Source organism: Neolewinella aquimaris, from assembly GCF_014197245.1.
Classification (GTDB): Bacteria; Bacteroidota; Bacteroidia; order Chitinophagales; family Saprospiraceae; genus Neolewinella; species Neolewinella aquimaris.
Window position 1 is genome coordinate 172,233 of sequence record NZ_JACIFF010000009.1, and the last position, 12,507, is coordinate 184,739.

Genomic DNA, 12,507 nt, shown 5'->3' on the forward strand with positions numbered 1-12,507 from the left:
CACTCCGATCACTACTTCCGGTCGGCGATCCGGTACACGTGAATATCTCCGGCCTGGAGCACCAGGGAATCAAGGTAGGTCTGCACGATCGAATCCTGGTCGAACCTGCGGGAATTGGAGTAGAGGTAATCGACCCCCTGCTTCTGGTGTAAGTCATTGATCCAGCGGGGCCGCATCGCATCGCTGTGAAAAACGTAGCCCCGCTTGCGGATCAGCCAGGTAAATATGTGGACGGAAATATCGTTGAGCACGATCACTTTGGCATCATCGTCGACCACCTCCTGCAGCGCTTTTTGGTGAGCGAAGACATCACGCATTACCGGATAGTAGGCGCTGGCTTTTTGCGACCACAGTGGTGTCCGCAGCGAATACGCATACACCGGAGCGGCAACCAGGGCCGCTGCGAGGAGTCCGCTACCGATTTGTTTCCACCTGCCGCCTCCCGTCCACTCCCACCAACGACTCGCCCCGGCTGCGACCACAATGTACATCCAGGGTAATAGGGGCAGCAGGTAATAGTCGTGGACGTAGGTGATCGTATTCCATTGCAGGATTACGAACACCAGAGTCATGATGGCAAGGGCCCATACGTAGCGGGCATACGGAACTTCCGTGTTCCTTTTACCTGGAATAAACATCCCCAGGAGGAAGAATACCCACACTGCCGGCGAGAGGAGGTCGTAGGGGATGTACTGCCGCCAGTAGTGATGAAAAATGGCCAGATTCTGCTCGGGGGTATTCGTACTACCGAAAATCCCGTAGAGTACCGGATTGCTCGTCCAACCCGGCATGACCCACATGTACCACTTCACCGCGGGCAGGATAAAGAGAATGTGCAGTCCCGCAAAGGCAATTACGCGCCAGTCGAATTTCCCGTTGCGAAACAACCGCCCGAGGACGTATACGATCCCGACAATTCCAAACATCGCGAAGGGCAGCTTAGCCAGGGTGGCGATGCCCAGGGCTAAGGCGGCGGCCATGACCTGCCACCAACGTCGGTCCCGGAAGTAAGCAAAGACCAGGTACAGATACCACATTCCGGCCGAGAGTGCGAGTACATCGGGCAGGACGTTGACGGAATAGAAATAAAACACCGGACTGAACTGCAGGAAAACCGTACCGACCACTGCAACCCAGGGGGTAAAACCCATGGTGAGTATCAGAAGCCCGAAGGCAACGAGGCCCGCTACGCTGATCGCCCAGACCGAGAGCCGTGCCACCAGAACTTCGTGGCCCGTATGCCGTACGATCTGCGCGATACCCCACTGCATAAGGGGGAATTCAAGCCGTTGCAGGTTATTGTCCGATCCATTGAAGTGACTTACGCGGGGATTGAAGATGTCGTTGTCGTAACGAACGAAGTTGCGCACGTTCCACATCGTTTGTGACTGTCGCCAGTTGTGCTTTCCCTGTACATCCTGGGGGAAAATCCGCCAGTGGAGACCGAAGTTTACCAGCAGGCTGAACAGGAAACCGATCGCTAGAACGTTTCGACGGGTCAGTGGCATATGTACGGGTGTTCTGGAAACCAACGTTTGGAGCGTGTAGTGAACATCAACTCACGATATAGCCGTGACTGATCGCCAGTTGCTCCGGTGTATAGCCGGCATACTCCCGGTGTACGGCTACCTCACCCAGCAACTGTGGGCTGCCGGGAAGGATCTCCTCCTCGACCACGGGTATATTCAGGCGATCGTACATCGCGAGGTAGTCGGGCCAGCGGAGTCGGTTCTGGGGTTGAATATCGTTGTCGATAAGCCGCCACTGCTGCCTGCTGAAGCGGAGGAAGTGGTAGATGTTTATTGATGGGTCAAGGTGGGCAAAGTGATCCGAGAGGTCGATGAAATGACTCATAACGCCGTTTGGTTTCAGGACGCGTCTGAACTCCGCCAGGATCCGCTCCAGCACCGTTGGATAAACGTGCTCGAAGGTATTATTGGAGCAAATAAGGTCGAAATCGTGGTCGGGAAAGTCGAGACGGGTGGCATCCATCACGCGAGCGTCGAGTAGTATGCTGTCGCTAATTGCTGTATCCACTGCGGGTGGGGAAGTGCAGATTTCGCGGAGGACGGCCAGTCTTTCCGGCCGCACTTCCGGCAGGTAGGCCGCGAGTCTTCCGTCGTCGTGGTAGGCCAGTACTTTGCGCAGGCCAATCAGCTGCCGCTCGGGCGTCATCCAGCTGCGGATGTCGATGGAGACGGTGCGCTCGAATCCGGCCAGGAACAGCATCGTGGGTACAATGGGGTACCAGCCGGTGCCTAATTCCAGGACGCGTGCCTGTTCCCGGGCTACGGTACCGTACTTATTGTAATAGCGAATGTGATCGCGGGCTGCTTCGAGTTTGTACTGAAAGTGCTGGTCCGTCAGGTCGACGCCACGGGTGACGTACTTCTGGAAGAAGAAGTTGACCCGCTCCTTGAAGGGTAGGTAAGAAATGGCTTTTTGTACCGCGGCTTTGAGCATCCATTTGGCCATGGGAAGAATTATACTTTACGGCGTTCCCAGTAATTCTGGCTTTCGATCTCGTCGAGAATTCCGAGGTAGGAGAAGTAGCGCAGATCGGTTACGCGGTCATCGCCCTCCTCGACGGATGCCTTCACGGCGCAGCCGGGTTCATCCTTGTGCAGACAGGATCCTCCGAAACGGCATGCTTCACTTAGGGCGAAGATCTCGCGGAAATTGTGGGCAACGTCCTGTGGTTTCAGGTAATTAAATCCCAGTGTTTTGATACCGGGGGTGTCGATCAGCTCACCACCGAAGCTCAGTTGAAACAGCTCGGCAAATGTAGTGGTGTGCTGCCCCTTTCCGGTATAGTCGGAGAGCTCGCCGGTGCGCAGGTCCAGGCGGGGTTCGACGGCGTTGACGAGGGTGGATTTCCCCACTCCGCTCTGCCCGCTCAGCAAATTTCGCTTGCCCTCCATCAGTTCGCGGAGCGCCTCAATCCCCTGTCCGCTGGTGGCGCTTACGAGCAAGACGGTGTAGCCGATGTCGGTATAGAGATCGTGAATGACCTGGTAAGTTTCCATCTCCTCCTCCGTGTACAGATCGGCCTTGTTCACGACAATCACGGTGGGAATACCGAAGGGCTCGGTCATGAGCAGGAAGCGATCGATGAAGCCAAGCTTGACTCCCGGATCGATGATGGTGGTGATGAGGACGGCCTGGTCGACGTTGCTGGCCAGCAGGTGGAGATCATGCTTGCGCCGGGGACTCTGGCGCACGACATAGTTGGTGCGGTCGGCAATGCCGCGGATGGCACCGGTCTCGTCGTCGTTGGTGGTTTCGACATCCACGGAGACCCGATCGCCAACGGCGATGGGGTTGGTCAGGTTGAGGTCGTCCAGGCGGAATTTGCCGGCCACGCGGCAGCGGAGTTCGCGGGCGCCGTCGGGTGTTTCCTCGTCGAGCAACACATTGTACCAGCTCCCGGTGGATTTAATGACGGTTCCTTGGATCATGGTTTGGATAGTCTGATAGTAAACTAAGCCCGGATGGGAGCCGTAACATACGGCACTTCTGCCACCTTTGACCTACCTTACTTTCCGCTACCCAACCCCTTCACCCCTTCAATCGGCCAACCGTGCAACACCATTTTGATACTACGATTCGCTGGACCGGCAACCGCGGGAGCGGTACCCTCGACTACCGCGCCTACTCCCGCGATCACCTGATCACCGTAAAGGGGAAGGACCAATCCATCGAAGGCTCCAGCGACCCGAACTTTCGGGGCGACAAACGGAGGTACAGTCCGGAAGAGTTGTTCGTATCGAGTATCTCAGCCTGCCACATGCTGTGGTACCTCCACCTGGCGGCCGTCAACGGCATCACGGTGCTCGACTACGAAGACCACGCCGAAGGCACGATGGTAGATGAGGACGGTGGGGCCGGTAGCTTTACCTCCGTCACCCTGCGCCCCGTCATCCGCATCGCCCGGGAGGAGGGCAGACAGCGGGCGCACGATCTGCACGCCGAAGCGGGGGAGAAATGCTTTATCGCAAATTCAGTCAAGGTGCCGATCACTTACGCACCGAAAATTCTGGTTGATTGAGAACTTGGCGATCAATCGGTTGGGGACAAAAAAAAGAGGCAACGAGTTGCCTCCCAATAACCCCAAAAAACCAAATGAAAACTAATTCTTGCTGTAAGCGGCAGGATTATCTACCGTTCTATCGCAGCGTCAAGGTAGAATAAATTTAATCACTGGCAAGCAAACCGACAAGTTTTTTTTCCATTTCCTCAATATATTTTACCGCTACCATCCGGGGGGGCGCCGGTAGCCCCTACCAGCCCTCCGTTTGCTATCTTTGTACCATGACAGTCCGTATCATTATTGATGGTATAATTGCCGGCCACGCCCCGTGTCCGTAGCTGTACCGTTAGCCCGATAACGACTGAAAGCTCCGACGGACCCCCGCCATCGGAGCTTTTTTATTTTTGCACCCCGCAATCTCCAGACCACCATGTACCAGGAATTTAAATCTCTCGACCTGCCGGCCATCGACCGGGAAATTCTCGATTTCTGGAAGGACCACGAAATTTTCCGCCGCAGCATCGAGGAGCGTCCCGCCGACAACCCCTTCGTATTCTACGAAGGCCCCCCCAGCGCCAACGGCCAACCGGGCATCCACCACGTGATGGCCCGCACGATCAAGGACATGTTCTGTCGCTTCCAGACCCTGAAGGGCAAGCGCGTAGAACGCAAGGGCGGCTGGGACACCCACGGCCTGCCGATCGAACTGAAGGTGGAATCGGAACTGGGCATCACTAAAGAGGACATCGGCGACAAGATCAGCGTAGACGACTACAACCGCGCCTGCCGCGAAACCGTCATGCGCTACAAGGACGTCTGGGACAACATCACCCGCAAAATGGGCTACTGGGTAGATCTCGAGAACCCCTACATCACCTACGAGCGGGAGTACATGGAGTCCGTCTGGTGGCTCCTCAAACAGATCTACGACAAGGGACTCATCTATAAGGGATACACCATCCAACCCTACAGCCCCGCCGCCGGCACCGGCCTGAGCTCCCACGAACTCAACATGCCCGGCGCCTACCAGGACGTCACCGACACCACCGTCGTCGCCATGTTCAGGGTACAGCCCCCTCAATCCCTCAATCCCTCCCCCCCTCAATCCCTTTACCTCCTAGCCTGGACCACCACCCCCTGGACCCTCCCCAGCAACACCGCCCTTACCGTCGGCGAAAACATCGACTACGTCCGCGTAAAAACGACCAACCCCTACACCCAGGATCCCATTGAGGTAGTGCTCGCCGAAGCCCTGGTAGACAAGTGGTTCGGAGGCAACAACCAACCCACGGTAGAGCACCAGAGTGCTTCCTTTAAGGGATCGGAACTGGTAGGATTACGTTACGAACAGTTGCTACCGGTTAGTGTACCTACCGATGGGGACGCATTCCGGGTGATCTCGGGTTCCTTCGTGACTACCGAAGCCGGAACCGGTATCGTGCACACCGCGCCCAGCTTCGGTGCCGACGACATGATGGTCGGCAAGGCCAATGGCATCGGCTCCCTGACCCTGGTGGACAAGACCGGCCGCTTTACGGAGGATGCGGGACCGTTTGCCGGCCGCTACGTGAAGAACTATAAGGACGAGGAAAACTACGTGGACGTGAACGTAGACATCGCCGTCTACCTCAAGAAGCGCGGCCTGGCCTTCAGCGTGGCCAAGTACAATCACAGCTACCCCCACTGCTGGCGCACCGACAAACCCGTACTCTACTACCCGCTCGACAGCTGGTTCATCAAGGCCAGCGCCGTCAAGGAGCGCATGCAGGAGCTCAACCGCACGATCAACTGGCAACCCGCCAGCACCGGCGAGGGCCGCTTCGGCAAGTGGCTGGAGAACCTGCAAGACTGGAACCTCAGCCGCAGCCGCTACTGGGGCATTCCCCTACCTATCTGGCGCAGCGAATGCGGTACGGAAGAGGTGTGCATCGGCACCATCGCAGAACTGGAAGCCCTGGTCACCGTCGCCAATCAGCAACTGGGCCTCAACCAGGAAGTCCCCCAGGACCTCCACCGCCCCTACATCGACGAGGTGGTTCTCTGGCAGAACGGGAAGGAACTCCGCCGGGAGCTGGACCTGATCGACGTATGGTTCGACTCGGGGAGTATGCCGTACGCGCAGTTTCATTATCCCTTTGAGAACGAGGAGCTGTTCGCCCGGTCCTTCCCCGCCGACTTCATCGCCGAAGGTGTCGACCAAACCCGCGGCTGGTTCTACACCCTGCACGCCATTGCGGCCATGGTCTTTGACTCCGTAGCCTTCAAAAATGTAGTTTCTAACGGACTGGTGCTCGATAAGGACGGCAAGAAAATGTCCAAGCGACTCGGAAATGCCGTCGACCCTTTCACGACCATCGACACCTTCGGAGCCGACGCTACCCGCTGGTACATGATCGGCAACAGCGACCCCTGGGACAACCTGAAGTTTGACCTGGAAGGGATCAAGGAAGTACAACGCCGCTTCTTCGGCACCCTCTTCAACACCTACGGTTTCTTCGCCCTCTATGCCAACATCGACAACTACGACGCGGCGGCCGACGACCCCGTAGCCGCCGAAAGCCTCGCGGAGATCGACCGCTGGATCCTCAGCCGCCTCAATACGCTCACGGCCGAAGTCGAAGGGTTATTCGCCACCTACGACGCCACCCCCGCCTGCCGGGCCATCGACGGTTTCGTCAACGACGAGCTGAGCAACTGGTACGTTCGCCAAAGCCGCCGCCGCTTCTGGAGGGGAGAGATGACCGCCGACAAGCGCGCCGCCTACCAAACCCTACACACCTGTCTGCTACGCGTAAGCCAACTGATGTCGCCCGTAGCCCCCTTCTTCTCCGACTGGCTCTACCGCAACCTCACCCACCCCACTTCAACAACCCATCAACCCAACACCCCACCACCCCACCCCCCCAGCATCCACCTTACCCACTTCGCTCCTGCGGACCCCGCCCAAATCGACACCGACCTCGAACGGCGAATGGCCTACGCGCAGCGTATTTCCTCCCTCGTCCTGAGCCTGCGTAAGCGGGAGAAACTTCGGGTGCGTCAACCCCTGCAGAAAATTCTGTTGCCTGCCCTGGATACGGATTTCCGTCGGAGGGTCGCGGCCGTCACCCCCATCATTCAGGCGGAAACGAACATCAAGGAAGTAGAATTTTTGACGGACGACGACTTCCTGAAGAAGACCATCAAGCCCAACTTTAAGGTGCTCGGCAAGCGGCTCGGGAAGCAAATGAAGGATGCGGCACGGGCCATCGGGGCCATGAGTCCGGACGACATCAACACCTTCGAAAACCGGGGAAGGTTCACCCTGCAACTCGGTGACCAGGAGGTAGAAATCACGACCGACGAAGTCGATATCCTCACCGAAGACATCCCCGGCTGGAAGGTGGCCACCGACGGCGAACTGACCGTAGCCCTCGACGTGAACGTCACTCCGGAACTGGCCCGTGAGGGACTGGCCCGTGAGGTCGTAAGCCGCATTCAGAACCTGCGCAAAGATTCCGGCCTTGAAGTGACCGACCGCATCGATGTGCGCCTGGGCGGCCCGGAGGAAGTACACGAAGCCATCGAAGCCCACCGCGCTTACGTGATGGAAGAGACGCTGGCCGATACGCTGGAATACGTCACCACCCTCACGGGCGAACCCACCGAACTGCCCGGCGGACACCAGGTGAGCCTGAACCTGGCGGCCGTACCCCAGCCACTGCCGGAAAAATGAGCAGCACCCTGATCATCATTGGAAGCGCCCGCGGCGATGGCAATACTGCGGACGCGGCCCAACAACTTAGCGACCAAATGGGGGGCAAACTGCTCGATCTGCTCGAGTACAGCGTCGCACCCTACGACTATGGACATGACTACCCGCCGGAGGATGCTTTTCTCGCGCTGGTCAGGCGGATCGTAACCTACGATCGCGTAATTCTAGCCAGTCCGGTATACTGGTACAGCATGAGTGGCGGGATGAAGGACTTTCTGGATCGCTTCACCGACCTGCTGACCTACCACAAGGATTTGGGGCGGCGACTGCGGGGCAAGGAAATGGCGGTCCTTTCGTGCTCGGGTGAGGAGCGGGCCAATGACGGTTTTTACGAGTCCTTCCGGCTGTCGGCCGAATACCTGGGTATGCAGTACGGCCCGGAATACCACGGGTGGGTGCGTGGCAGCCGTATCCTGCTGCGGGAAAGGAACGATTAGTTATCCTCTTCGACAAGCAGCCGTGAATCGATCACGAAGCGCAGTCCGAGGGGAATTTCCGCCGAAAAGCTGGCTCCCCTGCCCTCCGTCACGTCGAGGGTGAGGTGGGTGTGCTTCCAGTACTCGTACTGAAAGGACGACATGTAAAACGGACAGCCGTGGACTTCGCCCAGCAGCACGTCGTTGTCGTCATCAATGTATAACTCACCTTCCGGGAAACACATGGGTGAGGAGCCGTCGCAACAGCCTCCGCTCTGGTGGAACATAAGGGGTCCGTGTTTTTCGCGGAGGGTATCGATGACGTCGCGGGCCCGGTCGGTGATGTCTACTCTTGCCATGGTGGTACAATTTAAAAAAACCGGCCGGTACAACATACCGGCCGGCTGACACTATACAAACTGAGATTTAACTTAGCTCTAAAAGAACCCGAGGCGGTCCTTGCTGTAACTGACCAGCATATTCTTCGTCTGCCGGTAGTGATCAAGCATCATCTTGTGGTTCTCCCGGCCGATGCCGGATTTCTTGTAGCCGCCGAAGGGTGCGTGAGCGGGATAATCGTGGTAGCAGTTCACCCACACCCGGCCCGCTTTGATGGCGCGGGGAATACGGTAGGCCTCGTGCATGTCGCGGGTCCAGACGCCGGCACCGAGTCCGTATAGGGTATCGTTGGCGATTTCAATCGCTTCTGCTTCGTCCTTGAAGGTGGTTACGCAAAGGACGGGACCGAAAATCTCCTCCTGGAACACCCGCATTTTGTTGTTGCCCTTCAGCACCGTGGGCTTGATGTAGAAGCCGTCGGAAAGTCCGTCTACGTAGGCAGCTTCGCCGCCGGTGAGCACTTCGCAGCCTTCCTCCTTGCCGATGTTGATGTACTTCAGGATCTTTTCGTACTGGTCGTTGCTGGCCTGGGCGCCCATCATGGTGTCCGGACTCAGCGGGTGGCCCATCTTGATCGCCTCGACCCGCTCGATGAAGCGCTCCATGAAGCGATCGTAGATCGACTCCTGCACCAGCAGGCGGCTCGGGCAGGTACAAATTTCTCCCTGATTGAGAGCGAACATGGTCGCGCCTTCGAGGCACTTGTCGAAGAAGGCATCGTCGGCCTCCATCACGCTTTCCATGAAAACGTTGGGGCTCTTGCCTCCTAATTCCAGGGTGACGGGGATAATGTTTTTACTGGCGTACTGCATGATCAGCTGCCCGGTGGTGGTCTCTCCCGTAAAGGCAACCTTGTTGATGTCCGGGTGACTGGCCAGGGGTTTACCGGCCTCGACCCCGAATCCATTAATGATATTTAGTACTCCGGCGGGCAGAATATCCTCGATCATTTCCATAAGGATGAGAATGCCGACGGGTGTTTGTTCGGCGGGTTTCAGCACCACGCAGTTGCCGGCGGCCAGGGCGGGGGCCAGTTTCCAGGTGGCCATGAGAATGGGGAAATTCCAGGGGATGATCTGTCCGACCACGCCCAGCGGCTCCCAGATGTTGGTCGATACGGTACTGCTGTTCAGCTCGGCCACCCCACCCTCTTCGGCGCGGATGACGCCGGCGAAGTAGCGGAAGTGATCCACGGCCAGCGGGAGGTCGGCGGCGCGGCTTTCGCGGATCGCCTTGCCGTTGTCCCAGGTCTCGGCGCGGGCCAGAGCTTCGAGGTTGTCCTCCATTACCTGGGCGATCTTCAGCAACAGGTTGCTGCGTTCGGTGGCCGAGGTGTGGTTCCAGTGTTCGGCGGCCTTGTGGGCGGCGGCGACGGCCTTGTCGACGTCCTCCTTAGTCGACCGCGGGATGCGCGTAAAGCTCTTGCCGTCGACCGGGGAGAGGTTATCGAAGTATTCGCCGTTGGTGGGCGGCGTCCATTCTCCACCAATGTAGTTTTCGTACTGGTCCTTAAATTTCGGTTTTGCGAGGGTATCGGAAGTATTGGTTGCTGTGGTGCTCATGATCGTTCGGTAGTGATAAAAAGTGTAAAAAAATTGGGCGGCGGCGCGCGGGTCCAGTGCAGACGGCTGACGCAGCAATGTTGGCTTGGCATCCAAGATAGGCCTTGGTACGTGTTATCCGTTGTAATATTCTGCAAGTCAGTTGCACAATACTACAATCCTTCGCTTAATCGCCCTGCCACCCTCGAAAATTAGGATTTCACCGGGGCTGTGTACCTTTAGTACTGTAACTTACTTACCATGTTGCAGACCGAACACCTCCGCACCGCCCCCCTCCAAACCCTGGTCGAAAATCGCACGGTCTACCGTATGGAGTCCGTGGAGCTCAATCTTTTCGAAACGTATGAGGCGACTGATGCTTTTCATTTGCGCTTCGATAGCCCCGTACTGGCGAGCATGATCCGGGGTAAAAAGATCGTCCACCTGCGGCAGCAGCCCGGTTTTGCCTTCCTTCCGGGCGAGTCCATCCTGTTACCGACCGGCGAACCCGTCACCATAGATTTTCCGGACGCCACGGACAAACAACCGACCAAGTGCCTTGCCCTGGAGATCGACGAGCTGGAGGTCGGTCGCGTTCTTCAGATGATGAACGAGCAGCGCCCCCGCTGCGACGGCTCCGAGTGGTCGTCCCCTACCTATAATTTTCACTTCGCCCAGGATCCGGCGGTATCCCAACTGCTGCAGCGCCTGGTCTTCCTCTGCGTCGAGAACCACCCCTCGAAGGACCTTTTCGTCAACATGCTCCTGCGCGAACTCCTGGTGCGCGTCATGGAGGCAGAGTCGAACCACCACCACCTACGGCGGGCGGCGGATAATGCAACCCAAAATCCGATTGACGGAGTCGTCACTTTCGTCCGCAATAACCTAGATCAGAAACTGACGGTGAGCCAGTTGTGTCGCATTGCCTGCATGAGTGAGTCCGGCTTTTACCGTTCCTTCAAAAACGAGATGGGCTGCTCCCCCGTGGAATTCATTAATACGGAACGGCTCCGCCTCGCTGCCAGCCTGCTGCTGGATCCCGAGCGGAGCATCCGTGAGGTGGCCCTTCGTTGTGGCTTCAATAGCGTCAGCTACTTCACCCGCGTATTCGGCGAATGCTACGGCAACAGCCCCGGTGCCTATCAGTCCAGCAATGCCACCTTCGTCGCTACCAGTAGTGACGGTAGGTAGGGAACAGGCTGTAGTTACGGTTGCGTCGCTGCTGGTCGAAGTACTCGGCGAGCTTTCCCGCCCCTTCCGCGAAGTAGTCTAGCAGCACCTCGCGGTCGGCCAGGGCGCAGGCGTCCGCAAACGTCTTGACGGTGCTCTCGTGGAAGGGTTCGCTGTCGATGCGCCGGGCACCGATGTACTCCGTCATGAGTTCCGCCCGGTAAAACTGGAGCTCGATCACGTCTTTCGGGTGAATGGAAATGAGGGTAAAGGCCTTGATCAGTTTGCTGGAGATCGACCGCCCGCGCTTCCCCCGACCCCGGGCCGGAAAAAATGCCTTGCGCATGCCCGCTTTGTACTTGTCGATCACCTTTTTGGGATCGGTAAGCTCCATCGCGTAGTACTCCCGTAACACGCTGAACCGGCCGTAGAGCATGGCCAGTTCCTCCCGCAACTCGTCCTCCTCTAAGTGGGCGAGGAATTTATTAAAGTCTCGTTTCATTTTGCAGGTGCAGCTTTGACCATCGGCCCGCAAGTTAAGCCACCCCGTCGGACCGCTTAGCCGTCGGACGGTGTCACCCCGTCGGACCGCTTAACCGTCGGACGGGGTATTTTTGCTGCATGGCTAGTATCACCGTTACCCTCACCAGCGCCGCGGAAGGCACCCCGTACGCCGGGGTCTACTCCACCGTATTTCTAATCCCCCGCGCGGCGGTGGCCGAGTTGCTGGAACGACCGCACAACGCCAGCCGCGTGATTTGCCGCATCAACAACGCGGGCGAGATCTACAGCGGCCTGATGCCGGATGGGGAAGGAAACTTCTTCATCACCGTAAATAAGGAAGTGTGCAATCGCTTTGATTTGGAGGTAGGAGACGAGGTGAGCCTGACCCTTAGCCCCGACGACAGCGACTACGGCATGCCCCTACCCGCGGAGGCGGCTGAACTGTGGGACATCGATCCGGAAGCCCGCGATGCATTCCATACCCTAACTCCGGGAAACCAGCGCAATCTCCTCTACCAGATCGATAAACTCAAACGCCCCGAATCCCGGGCCAAGAAGGCCGTGCAGATCCACGAATACCTGAAGGCCGTGAATGGCAAATTGGACTACCGGGAACTCAACGCCTGGATCAAGGCCGACAACCGGTAACCGAAGTCCTTTGCTTTTCCCACAGTCCACTGCACCCGCGCACCG

At 57.8% G+C, this 12,507-nt stretch carries 11 protein-coding genes; 5 read left to right on the forward strand and 6 right to left on the reverse strand.

Annotated elements, in window-relative coordinates; all coding sequences use genetic code 11:
* Positions 1-11 precede the first annotated feature (11 nt).
* From GGR28_RS16490 to rsgA, 3 genes are read right to left on the reverse strand one after another with little or no spacing between them, the layout of a single operon-like run.
* Positions 12-1,508: an ArnT family glycosyltransferase gene (locus GGR28_RS16490; protein WP_183496923.1), complete on the reverse strand. Its 1,497-nt coding sequence runs from the start codon at positions 1,506-1,508 to the stop codon at positions 12-14.
* Positions 1,509-1,554: 46 nt separating this feature from the next.
* Complete coding sequence (locus tag GGR28_RS16495) at positions 1,555-2,475, reverse strand: class I SAM-dependent methyltransferase (RefSeq protein WP_183496924.1); 921 nt, start codon at positions 2,473-2,475, stop codon at positions 1,555-1,557.
* Positions 2,476-2,483: 8 nt separating this feature from the next.
* Complete coding sequence (gene rsgA / locus GGR28_RS16500) at positions 2,484-3,458, reverse strand: ribosome small subunit-dependent GTPase A (RefSeq protein WP_183496925.1); 975 nt, start codon at positions 3,456-3,458, stop codon at positions 2,484-2,486.
* Between the two features lie 122 nt (positions 3,459-3,580).
* Here rsgA and GGR28_RS16505 point away from each other — a divergent pair, with 122 nt between their 5' ends.
* The 3 genes from GGR28_RS16505 to GGR28_RS16515 all read left to right on the forward strand — a co-directional run bounded on the left by GGR28_RS16505 (position 3,581) and on the right by GGR28_RS16515 (position 8,221).
* The gene (locus GGR28_RS16505) at positions 3,581-4,048 is read left to right on the forward strand and encodes an OsmC family protein (protein WP_183496926.1); all 468 of its coding nucleotides are present in this window, start codon (positions 3,581-3,583) and stop codon (positions 4,046-4,048) included.
* Positions 4,049-4,460: 412 nt separating this feature from the next.
* Positions 4,461-7,745, forward strand: a complete 3,285-nt coding sequence (ileS, locus tag GGR28_RS16510; protein WP_183496927.1) for an isoleucine--tRNA ligase — start codon at positions 4,461-4,463, stop codon at positions 7,743-7,745.
* The gene (locus GGR28_RS16515) at positions 7,742-8,221 is read left to right on the forward strand and encodes a flavodoxin family protein (RefSeq protein ID WP_183496928.1); all 480 of its coding nucleotides are present in this window, start codon (positions 7,742-7,744) and stop codon (positions 8,219-8,221) included. The genes ileS and GGR28_RS16515 overlap by 4 nt, the downstream gene beginning before the upstream one ends.
* Here GGR28_RS16515 and GGR28_RS16520 read toward each other — a convergent pair.
* Positions 8,218-8,559 (reverse strand): DUF779 domain-containing protein, encoded by a 342-nt coding sequence (locus GGR28_RS16520; protein ID WP_183496929.1) that lies wholly within the window; start codon positions 8,557-8,559, stop codon positions 8,218-8,220. The two genes, GGR28_RS16515 and GGR28_RS16520, sit on opposite strands and share 4 nt — an antisense overlap.
* Before the next feature lie 78 nt (positions 8,560-8,637).
* On the reverse strand, positions 8,638-10,161 hold the full coding sequence (locus GGR28_RS16525) for an aldehyde dehydrogenase family protein (RefSeq protein WP_183496930.1): 1,524 nt from the start codon (positions 10,159-10,161) through the stop codon (positions 8,638-8,640).
* A gap of 240 nt (positions 10,162-10,401) precedes the next feature.
* Between GGR28_RS16525 and GGR28_RS16530 the strand changes: the two genes are divergently transcribed.
* Entirely contained in the window at positions 10,402-11,331 is a 930-nt protein-coding gene (locus tag GGR28_RS16530; RefSeq protein WP_183496931.1) for an AraC family transcriptional regulator, read from the forward strand.
* Here GGR28_RS16530 and GGR28_RS16535 read toward each other — a convergent pair.
* A complete protein-coding gene (locus tag GGR28_RS16535) occupies positions 11,309-11,812 on the reverse strand; it encodes a DUF6155 family protein (protein WP_183496932.1) in 504 nt (167 codons plus the stop codon). The two genes, GGR28_RS16530 and GGR28_RS16535, sit on opposite strands and share 23 nt — an antisense overlap.
* Before the next feature lie 119 nt (positions 11,813-11,931).
* On the opposite strand from GGR28_RS16535, the gene GGR28_RS16540 reads away from it, so the two are divergent.
* Complete coding sequence (locus tag GGR28_RS16540) at positions 11,932-12,462, forward strand: YdeI/OmpD-associated family protein (RefSeq protein ID WP_183496933.1); 531 nt, start codon at positions 11,932-11,934, stop codon at positions 12,460-12,462.
* Positions 12,463-12,507 lie beyond the last annotated feature (45 nt).

Coding starts and splice junctions, on each gene's coding strand:
- GGR28_RS16535 (WP_183496932.1), bottom strand. CDS start 11,812: ATGAAACGAGACTTTAATAAATTCCTCGCCCACTTAGAGGAGGACGAG.
- GGR28_RS16520 (WP_183496929.1), bottom strand. CDS start 8,559: ATGGCAAGAGTAGACATCACCGACCGGGCCCGCGACGTCATCGATACC.
- ileS (WP_183496927.1), top strand. CDS start 4,461: ATGTACCAGGAATTTAAATCTCTCGACCTGCCGGCCATCGACCGGGAA.
- GGR28_RS16530 (WP_183496931.1), top strand. CDS start 10,402: ATGTTGCAGACCGAACACCTCCGCACCGCCCCCCTCCAAACCCTGGTC.
- GGR28_RS16515 (WP_183496928.1), top strand. CDS start 7,742: ATGAGCAGCACCCTGATCATCATTGGAAGCGCCCGCGGCGATGGCAAT.
- GGR28_RS16490 (WP_183496923.1), bottom strand. CDS start 1,508: ATGCCACTGACCCGTCGAAACGTTCTAGCGATCGGTTTCCTGTTCAGC.
- rsgA (WP_183496925.1), bottom strand. CDS start 3,458: ATGATCCAAGGAACCGTCATTAAATCCACCGGGAGCTGGTACAATGTG.
- GGR28_RS16540 (WP_183496933.1), top strand. CDS start 11,932: ATGGCTAGTATCACCGTTACCCTCACCAGCGCCGCGGAAGGCACCCCG.
- GGR28_RS16525 (WP_183496930.1), bottom strand. CDS start 10,161: ATGAGCACCACAGCAACCAATACTTCCGATACCCTCGCAAAACCGAAA.
- GGR28_RS16495 (WP_183496924.1), bottom strand. CDS start 2,475: ATGGCCAAATGGATGCTCAAAGCCGCGGTACAAAAAGCCATTTCTTAC.